General features: G+C 71.3%; 16 protein-coding genes and 4 pseudogenes. 10 read left to right on the top strand and 10 right to left on the bottom strand.

The genetic code is table 11. From position 1 onward, the window contains the following. Positions 1 to 7 precede the first annotated feature (7 nt). The 3 genes from ACZ6JS_RS00185 to ACZ6JS_RS00175 are packed head-to-tail and all read left to right on the top strand — an operon-like array spanning position 8 to position 3478. Entirely contained in the window at positions 8 to 1195 is a 1188-nt protein-coding gene (locus ACZ6JS_RS00185) for a toxic anion resistance protein (protein ID WP_469294743.1), read from the top strand. 20 nt (positions 1196 to 1215) lie between these two features. Continuing rightward, entirely contained in the window at positions 1216 to 2880 is a 1665-nt protein-coding gene (locus ACZ6JS_RS00180) for a substrate-binding and vWA domain-containing protein (protein ID WP_469295511.1), read from the top strand. Continuing rightward, positions 2867 to 3478 carry a hypothetical protein gene (locus tag ACZ6JS_RS00175; protein ID WP_469294741.1) on the top strand — a complete coding sequence of 204 codons (612 nt, stop codon included), beginning with the start codon at positions 2867 to 2869 and terminating at the stop codon, positions 3476 to 3478. The genes ACZ6JS_RS00180 and ACZ6JS_RS00175 overlap by 14 nt, the downstream gene beginning before the upstream one ends. A gap of 133 nt (positions 3479 to 3611) precedes the next feature. Here the strand turns inward: ACZ6JS_RS00175 and ACZ6JS_RS00170 are convergent, their stop codons facing one another. After that, the gene (locus ACZ6JS_RS00170) at positions 3612 to 5456 is read right to left on the bottom strand and encodes a phosphoenolpyruvate carboxykinase (GTP) (RefSeq protein WP_469294739.1); all 1845 of its coding nucleotides are present in this window, start codon (positions 5454 to 5456) and stop codon (positions 3612 to 3614) included. Between the two features lie 220 nt (positions 5457 to 5676). Here ACZ6JS_RS00170 and trhA point away from each other — a divergent pair, with 220 nt between their 5' ends. Next, a complete protein-coding gene (trhA, locus tag ACZ6JS_RS00165; protein WP_400925671.1) occupies positions 5677 to 6408 on the top strand; it encodes a PAQR family membrane homeostasis protein TrhA in 732 nt (243 codons plus the stop codon). A gap of 55 nt (positions 6409 to 6463) precedes the next feature. On the opposite strand, the gene ACZ6JS_RS00160 is transcribed toward trhA, so the two are convergent. The 5 genes and pseudogenes from ACZ6JS_RS00160 to ACZ6JS_RS00140 form a co-directional block, all read right to left on the bottom strand. Then, on the bottom strand, positions 6464 to 8878 hold the full coding sequence (locus ACZ6JS_RS00160; protein ID WP_469294737.1) for a galactose oxidase-like domain-containing protein: 2415 nt from the start codon (positions 8876 to 8878) through the stop codon (positions 6464 to 6466). Positions 8879 to 8901: 23 nt separating this feature from the next. Beyond that, positions 8902 to 10136: pseudogene (locus tag ACZ6JS_RS00155) on the bottom strand (glycosyltransferase). A gap of 6 nt (positions 10137 to 10142) precedes the next feature. Further along, positions 10143 to 11813: an ArnT family glycosyltransferase gene (locus tag ACZ6JS_RS00150; RefSeq protein WP_469294736.1), complete on the bottom strand. Its 1671-nt coding sequence runs from the start codon at positions 11811 to 11813 to the stop codon at positions 10143 to 10145. Further along, positions 11810 to 13108 carry a glycosyltransferase gene (locus ACZ6JS_RS00145; RefSeq protein WP_469295510.1) on the bottom strand — a complete coding sequence of 433 codons (1299 nt, stop codon included), beginning with the start codon at positions 13106 to 13108 and terminating at the stop codon, positions 11810 to 11812. Before ACZ6JS_RS00145 ends, ACZ6JS_RS00150 begins: the two co-directional genes overlap by 4 nt. Positions 13109 to 13399: 291 nt before the next feature. Continuing rightward, positions 13400 to 15463 (bottom strand): thioredoxin domain-containing protein, encoded by a 2064-nt coding sequence (locus ACZ6JS_RS00140; protein WP_469294735.1) that lies wholly within the window; start codon positions 15461 to 15463, stop codon positions 13400 to 13402. Between the two features lie 140 nt (positions 15464 to 15603). On the opposite strand from ACZ6JS_RS00140, the gene ACZ6JS_RS00135 reads away from it, so the two are divergent. Next, complete coding sequence (locus tag ACZ6JS_RS00135) at positions 15604 to 16170, top strand: Uma2 family endonuclease (protein WP_469294733.1); 567 nt, start codon at positions 15604 to 15606, stop codon at positions 16168 to 16170. 73 nt (positions 16171 to 16243) lie between these two features. Here the strand turns inward: ACZ6JS_RS00135 and ACZ6JS_RS00130 are convergent, their stop codons facing one another. Further along, entirely contained in the window at positions 16244 to 16987 is a 744-nt protein-coding gene (locus ACZ6JS_RS00130) for a DUF4365 domain-containing protein (protein ID WP_469294732.1), read from the bottom strand. Positions 16988 to 17498: 511 nt separating this feature from the next. Between ACZ6JS_RS00130 and ACZ6JS_RS00125 the strand changes: the two are divergent. Continuing rightward, positions 17499 to 17603 (top strand): annotated as a pseudogene (locus ACZ6JS_RS00125) (DNA-binding protein); the annotation flags it as partial. A gap of 43 nt (positions 17604 to 17646) precedes the next feature. Here the strand turns inward: ACZ6JS_RS00125 and ACZ6JS_RS00120 are convergent. After that, positions 17647 to 17802, bottom strand: a pseudogene (locus ACZ6JS_RS00120) (DUF255 domain-containing protein); the annotation flags it as partial. Between the two features lie 122 nt (positions 17803 to 17924). Here ACZ6JS_RS00120 and ACZ6JS_RS00115 point away from each other — a divergent pair. Both ACZ6JS_RS00115 and ACZ6JS_RS00110 read left to right on the top strand, forming a co-directional pair. Next, positions 17925 to 18135 (top strand): annotated as a pseudogene (locus tag ACZ6JS_RS00115) (Uma2 family endonuclease); the annotation flags it as partial. Between the two features lie 258 nt (positions 18136 to 18393). Then, positions 18394 to 21666: a tetratricopeptide repeat protein gene (locus ACZ6JS_RS00110; protein ID WP_469294731.1), complete on the top strand. Its 3273-nt coding sequence runs from the start codon at positions 18394 to 18396 to the stop codon at positions 21664 to 21666. Between the two features lie 857 nt (positions 21667 to 22523). Here the strand turns inward: ACZ6JS_RS00110 and ACZ6JS_RS00105 are convergent. Together ACZ6JS_RS00105 and mca are read right to left on the bottom strand one after the other, a co-directional pair. After that, positions 22524 to 22745: a hypothetical protein gene (locus tag ACZ6JS_RS00105; protein ID WP_469294730.1), complete on the bottom strand. Its 222-nt coding sequence runs from the start codon at positions 22743 to 22745 to the stop codon at positions 22524 to 22526. 2 nt (positions 22746 to 22747) lie between these two features. After that, positions 22748 to 23629 (bottom strand): mycothiol conjugate amidase Mca, encoded by an 882-nt coding sequence (gene mca / locus ACZ6JS_RS00100; RefSeq protein WP_469294728.1) that lies wholly within the window; start codon positions 23627 to 23629, stop codon positions 22748 to 22750. Positions 23630 to 23736: 107 nt separating this feature from the next. Here mca and ACZ6JS_RS00095 point away from each other — a divergent pair, with 107 nt between their 5' ends. Together ACZ6JS_RS00095 and greA are read left to right on the top strand one after the other, a co-directional pair. Further along, positions 23737 to 24150 carry a DUF4307 domain-containing protein gene (locus ACZ6JS_RS00095; protein WP_469294727.1) on the top strand — a complete coding sequence of 138 codons (414 nt, stop codon included), beginning with the start codon at positions 23737 to 23739 and terminating at the stop codon, positions 24148 to 24150. 155 nt (positions 24151 to 24305) lie between these two features. After that, complete coding sequence (gene greA, locus ACZ6JS_RS00090) at positions 24306 to 24803, top strand: transcription elongation factor GreA (RefSeq protein WP_469294725.1); 498 nt, start codon at positions 24306 to 24308, stop codon at positions 24801 to 24803. Positions 24804 to 24994: the final 191 nt, after the last annotated feature.

The raw sequence follows: 24994 nt of genomic DNA, 5'->3' as shown, positions 1-24994 counted from the left end.
CCCCACCATGACTTCGACACCTCCCGAGGACACCCCGCTGGTCCTCAGCGCTCCCGAGCCCGTCGCCCCCGTCCACAAGGAGCAGGCCGCCGGACTCGTACCGCTCGAGGACGGCGTCCGCGACGAGATGGCCCGCCGGGCCGGGGAGTACGTCGGCTCGCTCGCCGGGATCGACGCCCGCTCCCCCGAATTCGCGCAGCGCATCGGCGAGATCGCCGCACTCGGCTCGGCCGACATACGCACCGCCGCCCAGCAGTCCAACCGGATGCTGGAGCGGGCCGTGCGCTCCCTCGGCACCGACGCCGGGGCCGACGCGCAGGCGCGGGTCGCCGGCTCCCTGGTCGAGCTGCGGCGCACGGTCGAGGACCTCGACCCGCGGGACACGCCCGCCAAGGGCGCCCGCAAGCTCCTGGCGAAGCTGCCGGGCGGCAACAGGTTCCGCGACCATGTGGCGAAGTACGCCTCCTCGCAGGCCACCTTGAACCGGATCGTGGGGGCGTTGCGCAGCGGCCAGGACGAGCTGCGCCGCGACAACGCGGCCCTGCACACCGAGCGTTCCCGGCTCTGGGAGACGATGGGCAGGCTCCAGGAGTACGCCGTCCTCGCCGAGGCTTTGGACGGCGCCGTCGCCCAGCGGGTCGCCGAGACCGAGCACACGGACCCGCGGGGAGCCGACGCGCTGCGCGCGGACGTGCTCTTCCCCGTTCGGCAGAAGCACCAGGACCTGCTGACGCAGCTGGCCGTATGCGCCCAGGGGTACCTGGCGATGGACGTGGTCCGGCGCAACAACGACGAGCTGATCAAGGGCGTCGACCGGGCGGCCACGACCACCGTCTCGGCACTGCGCATCGCGGTGATGCTGGCTTCGGCGCTGGACAGCCAGCGCACGGTGATCGAGCAGGTCAACGCCCTGAAGGGGACCACGGAGGACCTGATCCGGGGCAACGCGGACATGCTGTCCGCGCAGAGCGGCGAGATCCAGCGGATCGCGGCGGATCCGGCGGTGGGTGCGGAGACCCTGCGGACGGCCTTCGCCCAGATCTACCGGACGCTGGACGCGATCGACACCTTCAAGGTGCAGGCCGCGGAGAACATGGCGGCGACGGTGGAGTCGCTGGCCGGTGAGCTGCAGAACGCGTCGGCGTACCTGGCGCGGACGCGGACCGCCGGTGCGCTCGAGGGCGGTGCCCTGTGAGCGCGGCCGGGACGGTACGGGTGGTCGAGGCTCCGCCCCGGCTCCCGCGGCCGCGGCGCCGGCGGGCGCCGACCGCCCTCGCGCTCGCCCTCGCCGTGTTCGCTGCGGCCACGGCCTGCACCTCGGACGAGCCCGCGGGGTCCGCCGGGACGGCTTACAGGGAGGGCACCCTGCGGGTGCTGGCTTCCAGTGAGCTCGCCGACATGGAGCCGGTGCTGGAGCAGGCCCGGAAGGCCACCGGCGTCACCGTGAAGCTCACGTGGTCCGGGACGCTGGACGCCGCCGAGCAGGTCGCCTCCGGGCAGGCCGACGGCACGTACGACGCGATCTGGCTCTCCTCCAACGACTACCTGAGGCTGCGGCCCGAGGCTGCCGGAAAGCTCTCCAGCGAGACCCCGGTGATGTCCTCGCCCGTCGCCCTCGGCGTGAAGCCGGAGGCGTTGGCCCGGCTCGGCTGGAAGCCCGGTGAGGTGACCTGGCCGGCGGTGCACGAGGCCGTCGCCGCCGGGAGGCTGACGTACGGGATGACCGATCCGGTGCGTTCCAACTCCGGTTTCTCCGCGCTGGTGTCGGTGGCGTCGGGGCTCTCGGGCGCGCAGTCGGCGCTGAGCGACGCGGACGTGAAGGCGGCCACGCCGCGGCTGAAGGAGTTCTTCGCCGGGCAGAAGCTGACGTCGGGCTCCTCGGGCTGGCTCGTCTCCGCGTACGGCAAGCGCGGGGACGTGGACGCGCTGGTGAACTACGAGTCGGTGCTGCTGTCGATGAACCGTGACGCGAAGGGTGCGGGAGCTCCGCTGACGGTGGTCCGGCCGCGCGACGGTGTGGTCACGGCCCACTACCCGCTGACGCTGCTGACCTCGGCCCCGGCCGGGGCCCGTGATGCGGGGCGGGCACTGGCGGACTACCTGCGGGGCTCCGAGGCGCAGCAGGCGATCACCGGGCAGACCTTCCGCCGGCCGGTCGCGGCCGGGGTGGCGCCGGCGGCCGGGCTGGACCAGGAGAAGCGGCGCGAGCTGCCGTTCCCCGGCTCGCGGGGCGTCGCCGACGGGCTGCTGGCCTCGTACGAGAACGAGCTGCGCCGGCCCTCGCGGACGGTGTATGTGCTGGACACCTCGGGTTCGATGAGCGACGAGGACCGCATCGGGCGGCTGAGGTCGGCGCTCACCGCTCTGACGGGCACGGGCACTTCGGGCACCGGGCGGCGTTTCCGGGACCGCGAGGAGGTCACGCTGCTGTCCTTCGGTTCGAAGGTGAAGGAGGTGAACACGCACGTGGTGGAGCCGGGCGATCCGGGGCCGGCCCTGGATGCGATCCGCGGTGACGTGAAGTCGCTGAAGCCGGAGGGGGGTACGGCGATCTACAGCAGTCTGGAGGCGGCATACGAGCAGTTGGGCAAGGGCGGCACGGACGCCTTCACCTCGATCGTGCTGATGACGGACGGCGAGAACACCGAGGGCGTCGGAGCGGAGCACTTCGACTCCTTCTACGCGCGGCTGCCCGAGGCGCAGAAGCGGACGCCGGTCTTCGCCGTCCTGTTCGGCGACTCGGACCGCAAGGAGCTCACCCATATCACCGAACTGACCGGCGGGAGGCTCTTCGACGCCACCGGCACGGGGGTCCCCCCAGGGGTGGCCGGGGGAGGTTCGCTGGCCGGAGCCTTCGAGGAGATCCGTGGCTATCAGTAGGGCGACCGGAGCCTTGAAGTACCTGGAGTCGCGGAAGAACCTGGCCGGCTCGGCCTGCGGGGTCGTCGGCCTGGCCTTCACCCTGGCCGGGGTGGCCGGTGCGTACTGGCCGCTGGTGGTCGCCGGGCTGTACGGGGCGGGCGCGCTGATCGCGCCGCCGGAGCGGACGGCGCCGCCGCCCTTCGACCCGCGCGAGGAGCTCGGCGTCCTGCGCGAGGACTTCGGGCGGCTGGGCGCGTATGTCGACGGGGTGGAGCTGCCGTCGGGGCCCGGGGAGGCGCTCCGGGAGCTGCTGGAGCTGTACGGGGCGCTGCTGGAGCCGGGATGGGTGGCCGATGTGCTGGCCGCCGACCCGGAGGCCGTGCACGCCGTGTCCCGGGCGGTGCGCCAGGACCTGCCGGAGAGTGTGGACGCGTACAACCGGACCCGCTGGTGGAGCCGGATGGGGCCGGGCGGTGAGGCGCCGGAGCGGCACCTGGAGCGGCAGCTGGGGCTCCTGCGCGAGGAGGCGCAACGCGTAACGGCGGGCCTCCACGAGGTGGAGGCCCGCCGTCAGCAGACGCACACGGCCTACCTGGAGGAGCGCGGACGCTCCTGACAAGGCAGGTCGGTGCTGCGGTGGGCGCCGCTTGGTCGGGGGCTCCCACAGCGGTGGGACGCCGCTTGGTCGGGGGCTCCCACGTTCATCGGCCCTTGTTCAGGGCGTGCCCTTCTTCAGGGCGTGTCCCGGCTCAGCCCAGGCGCTCCACGAGGGCGTGGTACTGCTCCCACAGCTCCTTGGGGGTGTGGTCGCCGTAGGTGTTGAGGTGCTCGGGGACCAGGGCGGCCTCCTCGCGCCAGACCTCCTTGTCGACGGTGAGGAGGAAGTCGAGGTCCTCGGCCGGGAGGTCGAGGCCGTCGAGGTCGAGGGAGTCCTTGGTCGGCAGGATGCCGATGGGGGTCTCCACGCCTTCGGCGGTGCCGTCGAGGCGGCCGACGATCCACTTCAGGACACGGCTGTTCTCGCCGAAGCCGGGCCACACGAACTTGCCCGCGTCGTTCTTGCGGAACCAGTTCACGTAGTAGATCTTCGGGAGCTTGGCGGCGTCCGCGGAGGCGCCGACCTTGACCCAGTGGGCCATGTAGTCGCCCATGTTGTAACCGCAGAACGGCAGCATGGCGAAGGGGTCGCGGCGCAGCTCGCCGACCTTGCCCTCGGCGGCGGCGGTCTTCTCGGAGGCGATGTTCGAGCCGATGAAGACGCCGTGGTTCCAGTCGAAGGACTCGGTGACCAGCGGCACGGCGGAGGCGCGGCGGCCGCCGAAGAGGATCGCGGAGATCGGGACGCCCTTGGGGTCCTCCCACTCGGCGGCGATCGTCGGGCACTGGGAGGCGGGGACGGCGAAGCGGGCGTTGGGGTGGGCGGCCGGGGTCCCGGACTCCGGCGTCCAGTCGTTGCCCTTCCAGTCGATCAGGTGGGCGGGCGCCTCTTCGGTCATGCCCTCCCACCAGACGTCGCCGTCGTCGGTGAGCGCGACGTTGGTGAAGACGGTGTTGGCGTACATGGTCTTCATGGCGTTGGCGTTGGTGTGCTCGCCGGTGCCGGGGGCGACGCCGAAGAAGCCGGCCTCGGGGTTGATCGCGTAGAGGCGGCCGTCCTCGCCGAAGCGCATCCAGGCGATGTCGTCGCCGATGGTCTCGACCGTCCAGCCGGGGATCGTGGGCTCCAGCATGGCGAGGTTGGTCTTGCCACAGGCGGACGGGAACGCGGCGGCGAGGTACGTCGGCTCGACGGTCTCGCCCTCGCCGGCCGGCGGGGTGAGCTTGAGGATGAGCATGTGCTCGGCGAGCCAGCCCTCGTCGCGGGCCATGACGGACGCGATGCGCAGGGCGTAGCACTTCTTGCCGAGCAGGGCGTTGCCGCCGTAGCCGGATCCGTAGGACCAGATCTCGCGGGACTCGGGGAAGTGCGAGATGTACTTGGTGGTGTTGCAGGGCCACGGCACGTCGGCCTCGCCCTCGGCGAGCGGAGCGCCGAGGGTGTGGACGGCCTTGACGAAGAACCCGTCGGTGCCGAGCTCGTCGAGGACGGGCTGGCCCATGCGGGTCATGGTGCGCATGGCGACGGCGACGTAGGCGGAGTCGGTGATCTCGACGCCGATGGCGGAGAGCTCGGAGCCGAGGGGGCCCATGCAGAACGGGACGACGTACATCGTCCGGCCCTTCATGGAGCCGCGGAAGATGCCCTTCTCTCCCGCGAAGATCTCCTTCATCTCCGCCGGGGCCTTCCAGTGGTTGGTCGGGCCCGCGTCCTCCTCCTTCTCGGAGCAGATGTAGGTCCGGTCCTCGACGCGCGCGACGTCGGAGGGGTCGGAGGCGGCGTAGTAGGAGTTCGGGCGCTTCGTCTCGTCGAGCTTCTTGAACGTTCCCTTGGCGACGAGCTCCTCGCACAGGCGCTCGTACTCGCCCTCGGAGCCGTCGCACCAGACGACGCGGTCCGGCTGGGTGAGGGCGGCGATCTCGTCCACCCAGGAGATCAGCGCTGCATGCTTGGTGGGAAGAGTCGAACTGGTGGGAGCCGCGTTGTCGCGCGCCACGATTGCTCCTTGTTGAGGGGTTTGTTTGGTGTAGGCCCCGTGGGGGCTGCGACCCGGACGCTTCGCGCTCCGCTCATCCGGTGTCGACCGCACTCATCTGATCATCCGGTGGATGTGCGCATATGTCCAGAGGGCCTCTCACGTGAGCATTGCCACGTCCGTCAATCTTCCGTAAAGAGGATGAGCGGAAACCTACGGACCCGTAGGTAGCATGGCGCGCATGACTTCTGACGCCGCCGCCGTCCCCGCCCCCGAGGCCGCCGCGGCCTCCGAGGCCTCCCCGGTCATCGAGGCCGCGGAAGCCGTCGAGTCCGCAATCGAGGCCAAGCCGCTGCTGCGCGGCTGGCTCCATCTCGGCATGTTCCCCGCCGTGGTCGTCGCCGGCCTCGCGCTGATGGCCTTCACCGACTCGACCCGGGCCCGCGTCGCCTGCGGCGTCTACATCCTCACCGCCTGCCTGCTCTTCGGCGTGAGCGCGGTCTACCACCGCGGCACGTGGGGCCCGCGCGGCGAGGCCATCCTGCGACGGCTCGACCACGCCAACATCTTCCTGATCATCGCGGGCACCTACACCCCGCTGACCGTCCTGCTGCTCCCGCCCTCCACCGGCCGGACCCTGCTGTGGGCGGTGTGGATCGCGGCCGCCGCCGGCATCGCCTTCCGCGTCTTCTGGGTCGGCGCCCCGCGCTGGCTCTACACCCCCTGCTACATCGCCATGGGCTGGGCGGCCGTCTTCTTCCTGCCCGACTTCATGCGCACCGGCGGCATCGCCGTCCTGGTCCTGGTGATCGTCGGCGGTCTCCTCTACAGCGTCGGCGGGGTCATCTACGGCATGAAGCGGCCCAACCCCTCCCCTCGCTTCTTCGGCTTCCACGAGGTGTTCCACTCGCTGACCCTCGCGGCCTTCGTCGCCCACTACGTCGGCATCTCGCTCGCCGCCTACCAGCACTGAGCCCGCCGGGAGGGGCCCGGCCGCACTCTCGCGGCCGGGCCCCTGCTGCGTGCGTTCAGCAGGCGTAGCCGTCGCCGTCAGGGTCCAGCCGCAGCGGATCGCTGCCGTTGACCTTCAGGCGCTTCGGGTACTCGTGGGAGGCCAGCCACTCGCAGCGGGCCTTCGTCGTCGCCTTCACCTCGGCCGGGAACCGGGTCGGCACGCACACGTTGGCCGTGCCGTAGTGCCGGTCGCAGCCCGCCACGCTCGGCGCGACCGGGACGGAGTCCCGCTTCGCCGGGTTCGGCTTGGCCGGCCCCAGCCTGTCCGCGAAGGTGTGCTCGTGCGCGGACGGCTGCTGCTGGGCGGCCACCGGCACGGACGGACCGCCCAGGTGCACCCACGTCGCGATCGACGGGACGCCGTTGGCGTCGACCGCGAAGAGCATGTACCAGCCGGGCGGCGCCAGGTTGGGGTTGCTCGTGACGTTCAGGTCGATGTTGTTGCCGTCCACCGTCATGGGCAGGTCCACGAACCGCTGGTTCGGGTCCGAGGAGTGCGTCACCGCCGCCGGGCGGATCAGCTCCGCCTTGGCGATCGGCCGGTTCACGGTGATCCGCTGCGTGTCCCCGTACACCCACTGCGTGTCGATCACCGAGGTGATCTGCGGGCGGGTGCCCTTGAACAGGTACGGCGGCGTGTAGATCGACACGTTGTGGTTGTAGGTGCCGTTGCCCGGGTTGTCGCCCACCGACATGACGCGGCCGTCGGGCATGAGGAACGACGCCGAGTGGTAGGTCCTCGGGATCGGGTCGGTCGCCAGGCCCGCCTGGTAGCTGTTGGTGGCCGGGTCGAAGAACGAGGCCTCGAAGACCGGGTCGGCCCGGTCGTGCAGCCCGCCGCCCGTCTCCAGCACCTTGCCGTCCGGCAGCAGCACCGCCGAGACGTACATCTTGCCCTCGGCGCCGGTCTGCGGCCGCTTCCCGGTGCCCGTGTCGACCAGCCCCTGGGGCAGGTCCGGGCCGGCCGTGTAGGCGGGGCTCGGCTTCTTCAGGTCGATGATGTCGGTGATCCGGTTCGCCGCCGGATTGCGTTCGTTGTTGCCGCCGCCGATCGTCAGGACCCGCTGGTCCTGGGCCGGGGGCAGCAGCACGCTCGCCGACTCGTCCCGCTCGTCCTTGTTGCGCAGGCCCGGCACGTCGGTGATGGTGTTGGCGTCGTGGTCGTAGATCGAGGCGCCCGTCCCCGGGGTGCCGTTGCCGAACGTGTGGCTGCCCGAGTAGAAGAGCCGCCCGTCCTGCATCAGGATCATCGACGGGTACAGACCCCAGTACGACCAGGTCTGGTTGACCTCGTTCATCGGCAGCCACTTGTTCTGCGCCGCCGAGAACTTCTCCGCGGTCACGTTGCCCGTGGAGTCCTCCTTCAGCCCGCCGAAGGAGATCACGTCACCGTTGCCGAGGACCGTCGCCGACGGGTACCAGTGCCCGCCGTTCATGTCGTTCGTCCTGGTGTACGTCTCGGTGGCCGGGTCGAAGGTGTACGAGTCCTTCAGCCCCTGGTAGCCGATCGAACCGTCGGCCGACGGATAGCCCTTGTTCCCGCTCATCACCAGCACCCGGCCGTCCGCCAGTTGCACGTGCCCCGCGCAGAACATGTCGACCGGCGTCGGGATCGTCCTGAACGACCCGTTCGCTGGGTCGTAGACGGCAGACGTGAAGGTGCCCGCGTTGAACTGCGCGATGTCGTTGCCCGAGCCCGCGATCAGCAGCACCTTGCCGTTCTTCAGCACGACGGCGTGCATGGAGCGCACCGGGTTCTGCGCGGGGATCACCTCCCACCTGCCCTTGGCGCATTGTTCCGCCGTACCCGAACAGGCCGGCTGCGGAGGGACCGCGCCCACCTCCTCCAGGGCGTAGTCGTCGGAGGTGAGCGTGCCCACGCCGTACACCGACAGACCCCATGCGATCTTGTCCGTGTTCGGCGGGACGACCGGCGTACGCACCTCCGTACGGGCCCACCCGGCACTGACGGGCGGATTCTGCAGGTCGGTCCAGTACTGCCAGCCCGACGTCGTGTCACGGCGGAACACCGTCACCGACACGTCAGGGGTGTTCGACTTGTACCACGCGGACAGGTCGTACTGCCTGCCCGGCGTCACCGTCGGCGCGCACGTGGTGTTCTCGGTGACCAGCGCCTTGCGGTCGCCGTCCACCCGACGGGTCAGGGACACCCTCATCGCCTTGGTGCCGCTGTGTGCGTCGGCGACGGTCGCGAAGGTGAAGTCGTTGTCGCCCCAGCCGGACTTGGACCAGCAGGACGGCATGTCGGAGCCGGCGGCGCCGGCGGTCTCGAAACCGGGATTGGAGAGCAGATTGGGCGGACCGGCCGTGGCCTGCTGCGGTGCGGTGAGCAGCAGACCCGCGGTCATCGCCCCGACGGCGAGCAGTGCGGCACGCCGCCCCGCCCTCCGCCGGAAGATCGGACGCATGGAAAGGTTCCTTTCTGTGCGGCTCAACTCCTGCTGTGACGCCCCGGCTCGGCCGGGGACGCATCGCCCCGGGGCGTGTCCACCGGGGGCGTATCGGCCGGGGGCGTACGGCGCGGCAGATAGACGAGGGCCTCGGTCGCCGCGAACCGCAGGACGAAGGTGGTCACCAGCGCCAGCGCCGTGGCGGGCAGCACCGCCATCCCGAGCTGGGCGACGAACACCGCGATCAGCGGGATGCGCAGCAGCAGATCGGCATTGGCGAGCAGCGCGAACCGGCCCAGCCGGTCCGCCCAGTGACGGTGCCGGCGCCGCTCCCGGAACAGCAGGACCTCGATGAGGACGAAGTTCCACAGCACTCCGGCCTGGTTCGCGACGATCTCGGCCGGGAGGTAGTGCATCCCCGCCCCCGTCAGCAGCCACAGCGCCGCCAGGTTCGGCACGAACCCGGTGAGACCGATCAGGCCGAAGCCGATCATCCGCGCCGGCGGGGCCGCCGAACGCAGCGACGCCAGGTGCGCCAGGAAACGCATGCCCTCACGGGCCGTGGACTTCGACTCCCCCGCGAAGCGCTCCTGGAAGACGAGGGCACCTCCGCCACCCGGGCCGGACGGCAGCGCACCGCCAGCTCCAGGAGGATCTTGTAGCCGAGCGGTGTGAGCGCCTCGGCGGTCACCGCCGAGCGGCGCATCGCGAAGAACCCGCTCATCGGATCACTGATGCCGCGCAGCGCACGCGGGAAGAGCCCCTTCGTCAGCCACGTCGCCCCCCGGGACACTGCGACGCGGTAGCTCCCGGCCAGCCCGGCCCGGCTGCCGCCGCTGATGTAGCGGGACGCGACCACGAGGTCCGCCCCGGTGCGCTCGCCCTCGCCGACGAGCTCCGGAACCAGGTGGGGCGGATGCTGCAGGTCGGCGTCCATGACGACGATCCAGTCGGAGTCGGCCCGGCCGATGCCCTCCACGACCGCGCCGCCGAGGCCCCCCTCGGCCACCTCCCGGTGCAGGACCGACACCGGGAAGGGATGGCCGGCGGCGGCCTTCTCGATGACGGCGGGGGTGTCGTCCGTGGAGTCGTCCACGAACAGCACCTCACAGGGCAGGCCGCCGGGGAGCGCCTGACCGAGCCGGTGGAGCAACTCGCCGATGTTCCCGGCCTCGTTGAAGGTCGGGATGATCAGGGTGACACTGCCGGGCACGACAAGCGGTGCATGCCGCTCTGCATCGACCGGGGCGCGCAGGGACCACAGGTCCTCGGTCATGGCGGCTCAGCTCCCACTCGCGCGGTCGGTGCGGCGGATCTCGATGCGGTCCTCACCCGCACCGAAGACGGCCACCACGGTCGAATGCTCCAGCGCGGCCTTCACCGTCGGCAGGTCCACCGCGTCACGGCGCACCGTGGGCGAGGAGACCACGTAGTCGATGTCCCGCCAGCCGCCCGGCAGGGTCTTGGCGACCGCGGGGTCCAGGTCGGCCTTGTAGAACCAGATGGCACCCGGCCCCGGCTCGAAACCGTGGTGCACCGCGTCCAACCAGAGCGCGTCATCGAGCAGCACCCGGGTGCCCGCCGGGTCGGCGACCTCGCTGCCCAGCCACGCCGCGGCCTGCCGGTACGGGGCGTTCGCGTCGACCGTCAGCGCGGTGCGGTTGCCCTCGTACCAGCGCGGCAGCACGTACACCGCCGCCGCCGCGGCCAGTAGGCCGAGCACCGTCCAGCGCACCCACACCCGTGGCCCGCGCGCCCCCGTCCCGCGGCGGCGGCGCAGTACGGCGTGCGTGACGCCGGCGGCGCCGCCCGCCAGGACCAGGGCGAGGAACGGCAGCGCCTGGATCACGTACATCGCGGGCAGGTAGCCCGACGGCCGCATCGCCACGGCGGCGAGGATGACGGCGGCGAGCGCCGGACCGGCCAGCGCCCGCGCGGTCACCGACCGGCGCACGGTGACGATCAGCAGCACCGCGCCGGCCAGGCCCCCGAGCGGGAGGACGGTGTCGTAGTAGAGCCAGGACCGGAACACGCCGTTCGAGCCGGAACCGGGCGTGAGGATGAAACCGGACCCCTCGCGCCCCATCTGGTAGGTGATGCCGTCGATCAGCGAGACGTGCCCGGAGCCGGGCAGCAGCTCGCCGTTGAGCAGGGCGTACAGCGGGTACGACAGGCCGATCAGCGCACAGGCGGTCACGGCCCCGGTGACGGCGAACTTCCTGGTGTCGCGGTGGCTGTGCCGCCACATGGTCACCAGCAGCGCCGGGAGCACCACCAGCATCGTCTCCTTGGTGAGGACCGCGGTGGCGGCCGCCAGCCCGGAGGCGAAGTGGTGCCACAGGTGGCGGTTCGGCGACGCGGCGAGGCAGAACGCCAGCAGCATCCACATCACGGCGATGTTGTCGAGGAAGATCTCCCGCTGGAGGACCACGGACAGCGGCGACAGGCCGAAGAGCGCCATCGCGAGCCCGGCCGCCCACCGCGGCAGCCACAGCCGGCGTGCCAGGACGTAGAGCAGCACCGAGGACGCGGCGGAGACCGCGAGCATCGCGAACCGCATCGGCGCGACGGTCATCCACTCCGGGACGAACAGCGACGGCAGGTACGTCAGGGCCGCCACCTGGATCCAGCCGAGCGGCGGATGGTCGTACCAGTACGTGTAGTGGGCCAGACCCTCACCCTGCTGGACCGCCCACGCCTGGGCCAGGTAGGTGCCCTCGTCGTCGCTCAGGGTCGGGAAGTTCGTGATGTTCCAGCCCTGGACGGCGATGATCACGAGCAGCAGGGCCCCGCACAGCAACAGGTCGGGGCGGGAGGAGCGGAAGCGCACGAGCGGGCGGGCGGGCGGGGCCGGGCGGACACCGAGCCCGCCCGCCGTGGTGCGCCGGGCGGGGGCGGCCGGGGTCGCGGTCCCGGGCCCGGGGGCAGTGGCCGTGGGCAGGGTGGCGGTCACCGGTGGCTGTCCTCTCGGATCGCGGCGGAGGCGGAAGCGGAGGTGGCGGAAGCGGAGGCGGAGGCGGCGGACGGGGCCGAAGCGGATACGGGGACGGCCGGGACGGTCGTCAGATGGGCGCCGGTGTGGCTGGTCAGCTCCCACTCGTTGCGGCCGCGCTGCTCGCGCCAGACGGCGCGGATCGCGGCGCCGGCGAGCATCACCTGGTAGAAGGGGCCGCCGACGACGAGCTTGACGTAGTGCACGAAGCGGACACGCAGGCCGTACTGCCGGCCGAAGTCGTGCAGGCCGACGATCTCGAAGACGAACGTCACCATCGCCGTGATCATGGGCAGGAAGGTGACGATCGCAATGCCCACCGGCACGTCGAGGAAGACCGCGACGGCGAAGTTGACCGGGATGATCACACCCGAGGCGGCCTGCATGAACGGGGTCATCAGCGTGTAGCGGGCGAGCCAGCGCTGGCCCCGGCCGGGCAGCTGCTGCCAGTCCTTCTTCCGGTACACCTGCAGGAACCCCTGGTTCCAGCGGGTGCGCTGCTTGAGCAGGCTCACCAGCGAGCCGGGCGTCTCCTCGCGGGTCACCATGTCGGAGTCGTAGGCGACGACGACCTTCTTGCCGACCGAGGACAGCCGCACCCCCAGGTCGCAGTCCTCGGCCAGGCAGTCCTGGTCCCACCCGCCGGCCTCGCGCAGCACCTCGGTGCGGACGAAGACGGTGTTGCCGCCCAGCGGGATGAACCCCTTCTCGGCGTGCAGGTGGAGCCGGGAGCGGAACCAGAAGAAGTACTCCAGGCAGTTGCGCAGGCTGTACCAGCTGGAGTGGAAGTTGATCAGCTGGACCCCGCCCTGGACCACGTCGGCCCCGGTGGAGCGGAAGGCGTGGTCGACGTGGGCCAGCAGCTCGGGGTGGACCTGGTCCTCGGCGTCGAAGACCCCGACGATGTCGCCGCGGCAGGACGGCAGCGCGGTGTTGAGTGCTTTCGGCTTGTTCTTCGTCTCGTGGTGGTCGACGACCACCCGGACCCTGGCCGGCTCGCGGGCCGCGGCCCGTTCGGCGACGGCGGCGGTCTCCGGGTCGTCGTGCCCGACGATCACGATGATCTCGTAGTCGGTGTGGCTCGATTCCAGCAGCCGGTCGATGGTGTGCTCCAGCACCGCCTGCTCGTGGCGGGCGGGCAGCAGCAGCGAGAACGCCAGGCGCCCCTCCCCGTCGGGACGGTCGAAGCGCGTGGATGCGAGCGTCTCCGGGGTCCGCCACGCGTGCATCTGCCACCAGAGCGTGAACGCGGCCATCCAGAAGAGCACCAGTGAGATGACAGCGATGAACACAGACGTGTACACAAGGCCCCCCACAGACCCGCCGCCCCCCAGGCGGCGATCAGAAACCCCCCCGGGGACTCGCGGCAGGCCCCCCGGCCCGCCGCCGCCCCGCTTCCCCCCGGACGCACCCCCCAGCGCGCCGTCTCGGTCGTTCCCGAAGCCATGAGACTAGGCAGCGAACATGACATCCAGCCTCAGTGTCGATGAAATACGTGTTTCTGAATCGACATATACACAAACGGAACTGACGGCACTCCGGGTACTTCAGGGACGAACCGCGCCCAACTGCTCGGCCAGCTCGACCGGGTCCGTCGTAGGGCGCGCGCAGACGAAATGCCGGCACACGTACGCCGTCGGAAGGTCGTGCACGAGTGTGCGCTCGGCCAGAAGGGGGAACTCCCCCTCGCCGCCGTCCACGGTCTGCGGCTGACCCACCGCCACCACCGCACCAGGAGCCGTCCCCAGCAACGCCGCCCGGTGCAGGGCCGCCCGCGCCGGATCCTCCGCATGCCCGACGACCGCCACCTCACGCGGCCCGTCCAGGAGCGCCTCGGCCACCGACAGCCCGTGCCCGATGAAACGCGGCACGCGCGGACCCAGCGCGTGCACCACACCGAGCGCCCGCTCCGCCGCGGTACGGTGCGCCGGCGAACCGGTGTATGCCGCGTACGAGAGCAGCGCGCCCGCGGCGGCCGTCCAGCCGGACGGCGCGGCCGTGTCCGTCGGATCCTGCGGCCTTCGGATCAGCTTCTCCGCGTCGTGCGCCGTGTCGTACAGCGACCCGTCCTCGGCGGTGAAACGGTCCAGGACCAGGTCCAGCAGGAAGCCGGCGAACTCCAGCCACACCCCCTCACCCGTCACCGCCGCCAGGGCGAGGAAGCCCTCCGCGACGTCACCGTAGTCCTCCAGCACCCCCGCATTGGCACCCACGTGCCCGTCCTTGCTGGTCCGCGCGAGCCGGGGGGCCCGGCCCGCGGCGGCGTCGAAGTGCACCCGCACCAGCAGATCGGCGGCCTCGGTCGCCCGCTCCACCAGGTCGGGCCGCTCGAAGTACGCCCCGCACTCGGCCAGTGCCGCGATGGCCAGGCCGTTCCACGCCGCGACCACCTTGTCGTCCCGCCCGGGCGCGGGCCGCTCCGACCGCGCCTCCAGCAGCCGCGCCCTGATCCCGGCGATCCGCTCCGCGTCCACCGCCGGTCCGTCCTGCGGCAGTTGGAGCACGGACGCGCCGTGCTCGAAGGTCCCCTCCTCGGTCACCCCGAAGTATGCGGCGGCCAGCGCCCCGTCGTCCTCCCCGAGCACCTCCCGCAGCCGACCGGGGGTCCAGACGTAGTACGCCCCCTCGACGTGTTCGCCGGTCAGCGGGTCCTCGCTGTCGGCGTCGAGGGCGGAGGCGAAGCCGCCCTCTGCGGTCCGCAGCTCCCGGACCATGAAGTCCGCGGTCTCCAGCGCCACCCGGCGCGCGAGCTCCGAACCGGTGGCCCGCCACAGGTGGGCGTAGACCCGGCAGAGCAGGGCGTTGTCATAGAGCATCTTCTCGAAGTGCGGGACCACCCACTCCCGGTCCACCGAGTACCGTGCGAACCCGCCGCCGAGCTGGTCGTAGATCCCGCCGCGGGCCATGGCCTCACAGGTGTCGGCGGCCATCTGCAGCGCCCCGTCGGACCCGGTGCGGGCGTGGTGGCGCAGCAGGAACTCCAGCACCATGGACGGCGGGAACTTCGGCGCCCCGCCGAACCCGCCGCGCGCGGCGTCGTACTCGCGCGTGAGCCCGAGCAGCGCCTGGGCGAGCTCCTCGGGCCCCGGGGTCCCGGCCTTCCCGTAGTCCAGCTGCCGTCCGGCCAGGTCCCGCACGATCTTCTGGGCGACCTCGGCGACCTCATCGCGCCGCCCCACCCAGGCGGCCCGCACGCCTTCGAGCACCTGGACGAAGGAGGGCATCCCGTGCCGGGGCTCGGGCGGGAAGTAGGTTCCGAAGTAGAACGGCTCGGCGTCCGCGGTGAGGAAGACCGTCATGGGCCACCCGCCCTGCCCGGTGGCGGCCTGCACGGCCTCCATGTAGACGGCGTCGACATCGGGCCGCTCTTCCCGGTCCACCTTGATGTTGACGAAGTGCTCGTTCATGTGTGCGGCGGTCGGTTCGTCTTCGAACGACTCGTGAGCCATGACATGGCACCAATGGCACGCGGAGTAGCCGACCGACAGCAGAACGGGTACGTCGCGCCGTTTCGCTTCTTCGAACGCCTCGGGTCCCCACGGCCACCAATCGACCGGATTGTCGGCGTGCTGAAGCAGATAAGGCGAGGTCGTACCAGCCAACCGGTTCATACGAACCAGCCTCTCACAGCGCCTGGCACGGCCGGTGAAACCCTCGCGGGATCCTCTGAGCCAGGCGTCCCGACGCCTCGAAACAGTAGGCTGAGCTCAGTACTGCCAGCCCTGCCGAGGCTCCTCGAAGGAGGTACCCGATGACCGCCGAGATGGTGGCGCCCGCATGGATGCATTCGCAGATCAGCGCAGAGCAGTACGACTCCTGGTCCGAGGAGCAGTGCGCCGGCATCGAGATCGTGGACGGGATGGTCGTCGTGAGCCCGAGCGCCTCGAAGCGGCACAACCGGCTGGCTCGGCTCCTGGCCAATGCCCTGGACGCCGCCGCGGGCCCGGACTGGAACGCCGACACGGACTTCGACGTCCGCCTGCAGGACGTTCCGCTCACCAACCGCCGTCCGGACGTCATCGTCTACCAGGCGGACACCATCGACCTCACGCCCACCCGCCCCGAGCACGTGCTCCTGGTCGTCGAGGTCGTGTCACCAGGCTCGGAGACCACCGACCGGATCGTGAAGGTGGACCAGTACGCGAAGGCCGGCATCCCCTTCTACTGGCGGGTCGAGCAAGCCGCCACCGGCGTCCCGATCGTCTACACCTACGTCCTCGACCCCGCCACCAGAGCTTACCGAGACGGCGAGATGTTCACCGGCACGGTGAAGGCCACCGCGCCTTTCTCCATCACGGTCGATCTCGGGGCCCTGTAAGGAACCGAGGCTTCGCCCCGCGGTCTACATCAGGCCAGCAAGCTTCCAGGCATGCCGGACCTTGCACAATCCATCACCACCGAATCCAGAAGGGCCGGCCTTCTTCGACTGGCCGACGCCACCATTCGGTGGACTTGAAGCAGCCCATGAGCCAGTGTGCTTCGGCACCGTCAAGGATGACGTTGCCGATCGATGGGATGAGATCGAGGCGAAGCATCTGCTCCTGGATACGCACAGGCTCCCAGTCGAGGTCGTGATGCAGCAACACCGCAAACGGCTCCCCGCGCTTCTGCCAGAAGACCATGGGCTCGCCGCATTCGTTGATGAACGGCTTGACGATGTCGCTCGGCTCGAACTCGACGTCCGCCATGTCCGCCCACCGGCCGACGCCCTCGCGCTCCCGAGCCAGGTAGTTTCGCATTCGCCAGACGAAGGCCTCGAAGGTGGAATCATCCAGAACGGACTCCTGCCGGACGACAATGGACTTCAACATCTTGCGCAGCGCTTCGGCTCGGCGAAGCTGACGAGTCGCGTTGGCCCAGAAGAGGCCGCCCCGCTCAGGATCGTGTACGACGCACAGCACCGGCAGACTGCCGTCGCGCCAGTTGTCCCCGTGGTCCCCTACCTGGACGCGATACCCCCGCCGAGTGCGCGCCGAGACCCCGCCCTTGACCTGTACGGCCAGAGAGTCCGCTGTTCGCCGCCCGTCCTGGACGAAGGCGACGTGCAGATCCTCTCCGTGGTCGTTCGCGCCGTCGATCTCCTGCACGATGTGGCCGTTCCGCTCCAGCAACGAACGGACCTCGTTCACGGCCATGCGTCCAACGCGCCGGCTCTCAGGCACCTTGGGCATCTCGCCCCCTCTTGATCTATTCGGTCAAGGCTAGGGCAGCGCACCGACGCGCAAGTCATCTTCGGAGTCACCGAATTGGCACACCGGGACAGGCACAGCCGGGAGAGCAGCGAAGAGCAGTCGGCCGATGCGGCGCGTTCGGCGGGCATCGGCCCCAGCGGGGCAACAGGTCCAAGTCAGGAGTCCGAACCCGCTCACAGTTCTCATCCGATGGGTGGCTTGCCCGAGCCGAGACCTCCCTCGGATCATGAAAATGGACCGGCAACCTCTACCAGCACGCCGAACGGGCCGCCAACGACCTTCCGATCGCCACACCTGCGTCCTCAAAACCGCGAACAAGGCCTACTGGGCAAGCGAAGCACTTCGCCGGAAGCCCATGCACCAACGAGCCCCGGGACCGGCGGGAAGAGCTCCACCTTCAGGCCTGGGGCACCTCTCACCCTGCACACCGCAGGATGGCGGCGCGCATCGAGGCGTCGTCGCCGCGCTCGCGCTCCGCGTCCCGGCCCCCGTGATCGTCCTGACCTCCGACCGCGATGACTGGTCGAAGCTCTGCGGGAGCCGCGTGATCATCAGAGAGAGGCGTGTGAGCACCGCCGACTACTGGGTTCGCGAGTCCACTGACACCAATGGCACGCGGAGTAGCCGACCGACAGCAGAGCGGGTACGTCGCGCCGTTTCGCTTCTTCGAACGCCTCGGGTCCCCACGGCCACCAATCGACCGGATTGTCGGCGTGCTGAAGCAGATAAGGCGAGGTCGTACCAGCCAACCGGTTCATACGAACCAACCTCTCACAGCGCCTGGCACGGCCGACGAAGCCTTCACGGGATCGCTCGGCCCGGCCGCATTGCACTGGTGGGCCATCAGTGGTGGGCGGCCTCATCCCCTTCCGGCCGGGCGGCCGGATACCTGGACGCCGCTGCGGGCCGGGAGTCGAGCGCAGACACGGACTTCGAGGTCCGCCTGCAGGACGTCGCCCGGTTCGGAGACCACCGACCGGCTCGTGAAGGCGGCCCGGTGGGCCAAGGTCGGCGTCCCCTTCCACTGGCGGGTCGAGCAGGCCGCCACCGGTGTCCCGATCGTCCACACCTACCTCCTCGACGCCGCCACGTTCGGCCGGGGGCGCCCGCATCACGTTCGTCGCGGACCCATCGGGACGCTCTCCCCTCCGGAACACAACACACGACTCGCGGCGGACGCCATGCCGGCTCGCGGGGATCATCCAGCCCCGTCCATAGGGGAGTTGATCGTTGCGGTCGGCAGTGCGACAGAGACCGCTTCCCTCTGAACTAGCTCAGATTCCCTCGCGCACGGAGGAGTCCCGCAGGACACTGGGGCACGTTGCCGGAGCTCTCTGAGGGGGATGCCGATGCGGGACAGCCATCGCGGTGAGGCCGAGCGTCTGTTGGAGCGGGCCGTGGACGAGGCGGTCCGGCGGGGGGCGGGCTCGGCGGATGCCGCGGGCGGGGCGGTGGTCGACAGGGCGGCGCTGCTGACCCGCGGCCGGGAGGCCCTGGACGCGCTCGCCGCGAGTGCGGCGCCCGAGTACGAGGCGTTCGTGCGGGCGTTGGACGAGGCGGCGGCCGGGGAGCAGTCACTGGGTGAGGCGTTCCGGCGGGGGAACACGTCGACGGCGGTGCTGGTGACCGCGGTCGCGGCGGCGGCGGCCGTCGGGGCGGACCTGTCGCTGGGTGTCGCGGCGGGTACGGCGTTGACGACAGGCGCCGTCGTCGGCATCGCGGGTGCGGTGGCGACGGTGGCGAAGGTGACGGCGCTGCACGTGCCGGCGGCGAACCGGCGGGCCGGGGAGCTGGGGCGGCCGGGCGGAGCGGAGCAGCTGAAGCTGCAGTGGTTGTCGGCGTTGGAGGTGCGCGGGATACGCCCGTTCCTGGAGCAGCAGCGTGCGGTGGCCGCGGCGGCGCGGGCGCCGCGGCCGGTGGCGCTGTCGCCGGCGCGGACGGCGGGGCAGTTGCGCGGGGTGGACCGCAGTGCGGAGGCCAGGCGGCGCAGTGCGCTGGAGCATTCCTTCGGGCAGTTGCCGGATGTGGCCGACCGGTTCGCGGGGCGGCGGGCGGAGCTGACGCGGATCGCCCAGTGGGTGCAGGCGGCGCGGGCGAGTACGCAGACGCGCCCGGTGGTCGTGGTGTTGCACGGGGAGCCGGGGGTGGGGCGGACGGCACTGGCGCTGCGGGCGGCGCACGCGTTGCGGGACCAGTTCCGGGGTGCGTGTGTGGTGGACATGCGGGGTGGCTCGCCGGGCGGGGAGCCGGGCGAGGCGCCGCTGTCGACGCGGGAGGCGCTGCTGCACCTGATGAACCGGCTGGGTGCGCCGCGGGAGCAGTTGCTGTTCCGGGAGGGTGCGTCGGCGGAACAGCAGGTGAGGCGGCTGGGCGAGTTGTACCACCAGCACTTGCGGGGGCTGCCGGTGACGGTGCTGCTCGACGATGCGGTGGATGCGGCGCAGGTGCGGATGCTGGTGCCGGAGCGTTCGGAGAGTCTGGTGCTGGTGACGGCGCGGGGGCCGTTGGACTTGCCGGGGGATCTGGCGGCGTGGGTCCATCAGCTGCCGGTGGAGCGGCTGGACGGGGACGCCGCGGCGGAAATGGTGCGGGCGGTGGCGCCGGAGGCGGCGGCTGCCGAGGGGGCCGCCGCCGGGGTGGCTTCGGTGGTGGAGGTGAGCGGTGGGCTGCCGCTCGCGCTGCGGATGCTGGCCCCGCTGGTGGGTGGGGGTGTGGAGGCTCCCGCGGGTGAGGGGGGCGGGGCCGGGGTGCATCCGGTGGAGGCGGCTCTGCGGGCGGCGGATGCCCGGCTGGCGGAGCCCGCCCGGCTGCTGCTGCGGCGCTTGCCGCTGGCGGGGCGGGCCTCGCTGGGTGGTGCGGCGGCGGCCGCACTGGCCGACGTACCGGAGCAGGCCGCGTTGCGGACGTTGGAGGAATTGTGGGAGGCCGGGCTGATCGAGCGGGTCCGGGGCCAGCGGTTCCGGATGCATGATGCGGTGCGGGCGTACGCGGCGGCGCGGTTGGCGGCGGACGAGGACCGGGCGCAGGCGGTGGCGGCGCACGAGCGGCTGATCCGGAACTACGCGCAGTTGGCGGACTCGGTGATCCGGATGGTCGACGGGAAGATGTCGACGCGGGCGAACCAGTTCGGCGGGCACGGCTTCGTCTCGCTGGACGCGGCGCTGCGGTGGCTGGACGACGAGTCGAGCTTCATCACGGCGGCGCTGCGGCACTCGGAGGGGGTGGACCAGCAGGCGGTACTGGATCTGCTGGGTGCGTTGTGCGACTTCTGTCTCTTGCGCGGCGATCTGTACCGGCTGGGTGAGATCGATGAGCTCACGCAGTCGGTGGAGGCTGGTCGGCAGGGTCGGGAGGGACAGCAGGGCCGGCTGGTGCGGTCGGTGCAGTGGCGTACGGGTATCGCGGCGCGTCAGCTGGGTGAGCTGGACAAGGCGCGGACGACGCTGACGTCTGTGGTGGACCAGTACATGGAGGCGCAGCAGGAGGCGGGGGCGGCGATGGCGCTGGTCTCGCTCGGGATCACGCTGCACCACCAGGGCAATCTGCCGGAGGCGGCGGTGCGGATCCGTGAGGCGCTGGTGCTGCAGGAGCCGGCGGAGCTGGCGGGGGACCGGGCGTGGGCTCTGCACGCGCTGGCGGCGGTGGAGCGCGATCTGGCACATCTGGCGGAGGCGACGCGGCTGCTGGAGACGTCGCTGGAGTTGCACCGGGAGAGCGAGAGCGTGCACGGGGAGGCGTGGGCGCACTTCCAGCTGGGGCAGGTGCACCTGCGGTTCGGCGAGGTGGAGCAGGCGGAGAAGGAGCTGGATCTGGCGTTGCAGTTGTACGGGCGGACGCGGGACGACCGTGGTGAGGCCTGGGCGCTGACGCAGTTGGGTCGGGCGCGGGTGGTGGCCGGGGATCCGGGGCCGGCGGTGGAGCGGTTGCGGGAGGCGCTTTCGCGGCACCGGGAGGCGGAGGACGCGCGCGGGGAGGCGTGGACGCAGTACTACCTGGGGCAGGCGCTGGAGGTGTGCGGTGAGCGGGACCAGGCGGTGCGGGAGCTGGAGCGGGCGCGGACGATGTTCTCGCGGATGCGGGACGTGTACGGGCTGGCGCACGCCCGGCACCATTCGGGCCGGGTGACGCGGGACCAGCGGGCGGCGCAGACGGGGAACCTGAAAAATTCGGGTTTCGCCCGGCAGCTGTTGGTGGATGCGCGGGCGGATTTCCAGCGGATCGGGCTGGCGCACGGTGAGGCGTGGACGTGCCTGGAGCTGGCGGTGGTGGATGCGGGCAACGGGCGGCTGTCCCAGGCCCTGGGGTTGTGCGAGGAGGCGGTGCGGCTGTTCATCTCGTACGGGGACCGGCGCGGGGAGGACTGGGCGCGGTTCCTGCGGTGCACGCTGTTGCCGTATGTGGGTCTGGCGGGGCCGGGTGTGCCGGAGGAGGCGCGGGCGGAGCTGGGGCGGCTGGTGGAGGCGCCGCATGCGGCGCGTGACGGCCGGCTGGAGGACTGCCTGGAGACGTACGGGGTGATCCTGGGCCGGGGTGTGGATCCGGCGGAGGGCTGGCAGGCCTGGCGGCTGGGTCTGGTGCCGGACCTGCATTCGCGGGAGGTCATGGGCGTGCCCCGACCCTGACCGGCCGCCCGCCACGGGCCGGCCCAGCCGCCGCCGGCCCCGAGGCGGCCCGCACGGCCCGGCCGCCCCGGCCGGCACCACCGCGGGGCTGCCCGACCCGACCGGGGGTTTGACCGAAACGGCCGCGAGCCCGGTTGGCACGACGTGAGGCCGGGCGGCACGACCGCGGGGGTGGCCGGCACCACCGCGAGGCCGGGCGAAACGGCCGTAGGGCCGGCCGACACGACCGGGGGCTGGCCGACACGACGGGGGCTGGCCGAGACGGCCGGGGGGCCCGCCGACACCAACGCGAGGCCGCCCGCCCCGGCCGGCACCACCGCGGGGCTGGCCGGGGCGGCCGGGGGCCTGGCCGAGACGGCCGGGGGCCGGGCGGCACGGAGGCGAGGCCGGGTCGCCCTGCGCGGCTTCCACGGAGGTCGGCCGCACGACTGCCGGGCGGCCGCGGCCACTGTGTCTGCGACGGCTCGGCCGTCCACGGCTTGGCCCGACCCGGGCAGGCGGCAGCCACGGGGCCGACCGGTGACGGCCCCCAGGATGCGGCCGCCCGCCTGCGGGCGCCGCCACAGTGGCGGCGGGCTCGTCGGACGGGCGCCCACCGGTCGGCCGGCGCGCCCGCAGGGCTTCAGCCGACGGCACGGCGCAGAACGCGGCCGCACGGGCGGGGCCTGGCCACGCGGTGTACCGCTGCAGGCACGGCCGGGGTGACGGCGGGGTCGGCCACCGTGGCCACCGGACCTGGCCGATGGCGCCCACCGCAGTCCGCGCGTCCGCACGGCACAGCAGCAGGTCGGCCGGGCGCGGCCGTCGGACCTGCAGCGGGTCCGTGACCGCGCGGGGGCGGCCCCGCCCGGGCCGGGCTAGTTGGTGGGCTTCGGCTCGGGGGCGGTCGCCGGGTCCGGGGCCTCTTCGAAGTCGACCCGGCCCATGTGCCGGTTCATGGACTTCATCAGGGCCCACACGCCGAGTGCGAGGACCGCGAACACGATGAAGCCCAGGATTCCGGGAGTCACCTTGTTCTTGTCGAAGGTGTCACCCGCCAGTGGGAGGAGCTGGGTCAGTGCTGCCTGCGTAGCGCTCATGGTCAGGCATTCTCCCGGATGCCCGCGAAGAGGTCGGACTCGGGGAGGGAGGTGTCCACGAGCGACTTCGCGAGTTCGTACTCCTCGGTGGGCCAGACCTCCTTCTGGACCTCCATGGGAACGCGGAACCAGCCGCCGTCCGGGTCGATCTGGGTGGCGTGCGCGATGAGGGCCTTGTCGCGGATCTCGAAGAAGTCCGCGCAGGGGATGTGGGTGGTGAGGGTCCGCTCCTTGCGCTCGAACTCCTTCCACCGCTCCAGCCACTCGCCGTAGGGGGAGTCGAGGCCGCGGGAGAGCATCGCCTCGTGGAGGGCGATGGTGCGCGGCTTGTTGAAGCCCTGGTTGTAGTAGAGCTTCTGCGGCTGGTAGGCGGGGCCGTACTCGGCCTCGGGGTACTTCTCGGTGTCGGCCGCTCCGTCGAAGGCCACCATCGAGATCTTGTGGGTCATGATGTGGTCGGGGTGCGGGTAGCCGCCGTTCTCGTCGTACGTGGTGACGACCTGCGGCCTGAAGGCGCGGATCTTCTTGACGAGCTCGCCGGCGGCCTCGTCGACGTCTGCGAGGGCGAAGCAGCCTTCGGGGAGCGGGGGCAGCGGGTCGCCCTCGGGGAGGCCGGAGTCGACGTAGCCGAGCCACTCCTGCTCGACGCCGAGGATCTGGCGGGCTTCCTCCATCTCCTTGGCGCGGACCTCGTGGATGTTCTCCTCGATGTACGTGTCGCCCTGGAGCTTGGGGTTCAGTACGGAGCCCCGCTCGCCGCCCGTGCAGGTCACGACCATGACGGGGACCCCTTCGGACACGTACTTTGCCATCGTGGCCGCGCCCTTGCTCGACTCGTCGTCGGGGTGGGCGTGGACGGCCATCAGTCGAAGCTGCTCGGTCAAAACAGGATCCTCTGCGATTCGGCGCGACACTCGGCTTCTATAGTGACCGAACTGGGGGACGGAAAATTCCAGGGATGACCCACCCTCCCCAGCGAGAGGAAAAGATCATGAGCGCGGTGCGCGAGGGACTGCCCGAGGGCCGGTACGGCCGGTCGGCGGACGAGCGTGCGGACCGGAAGCTCAAGATCGTCGGGGCGGCGCTGGGTGCCGCGCTACTGGGTGTGATCGGCTGGATCGGCTGGGACTACGTCGCGGGCCGGAGCGTGAGCGCCGAAGTGATCAAGTTCCAGGTGATTTCGGACACCGAGGTGAAGGTTCACCTGGAGGTCCGCAAGGACGCGTCCGTCACGGGCGTGTGCACCATGGTCTCGCAGGACGAACAACACGCCGAGGTGGGCCGGGCCGACTTCACCTTCGCCCAGCCCGAGTCGCGGGTCGACGAGGTCGTGTCGGTGAAGACCACCGGCCGGGCCACCATGATCGAGCTGGTCGGCTGCCAGCCCGCGGGTTCCGCCGGCTGAGCCGCTGGACCGAGGCACTCCGCCGAGGCTTGGGAGTGCGGCCCGCGGGGCAATGGCCCTCTGGGGTCCTCCCCCTTTTCTTCCCGAATTGTTAGGCTCGTGGTTTCGTCCGCCGCTGGCGGCGTTGAAGTCCCCTGTACCGACGAGGAGCACCCGTGACCCAGACGAGCGAGAGCGTCACCTGGCTGACCCAGGCGGCGTACGACCAGCTGAAGGCGGAGCTGGACTACCTCTCTGGTCCCGCCCGCACGGAGATCGCAGCCAAGATCGCAGCCGCCCGCGAGGAGGGCGACCTGCGCGAGAACGGCGGGTACCACGCGGCCAAGGAGGAGCAGGGCAAGCAGGAGCTCCGGGTCCGCCAGCTCACGCAGCTCCTGGAGAACGCCAAGGTCGGGACCGCGCCCGCGTCCGACGGCGTGGTGGCCCCGGGCACTCTCGTGAAGATCGCTTTCGACGGCGACGAGGACGACACGATGGAGTTCCTGCTGGCGTCGCGCGAGTACGCGTCCGCGGACTTCGAGACGTACTCCCCGCAGTCCCCGCTGGGCACCGGCGTGCTCGGCAAGTCGATCGGCGAGGACGCCGAGTACGAGCTGCCGAACGGCAAGAAGGCCTCGGTCAGGATCCTGGACGTCAAGCCCTTCACCGGCTGATCGCTGCGGATCACTTCAGGTTCACTTGTGGTGCCCCGGCCGGTTCTCCGGCCGGGGCATCACGCGTACCGGGTCAGGTCGGGTCACGCGGTCGGACGGGGTCCGCACGGTAGCCGAGCGGTATGTGCGGGCCGAGAGGCTCGGCCGAGCGGGTGATGCGGAGGGGATGGCCCGCCGGTCCGGCCGCCTGC

This window comes from Streptomyces sp. NPDC046349 (assembly GCF_055587885.1).
This window is presented reverse-complemented; position numbering and strand designations above follow the sequence as displayed.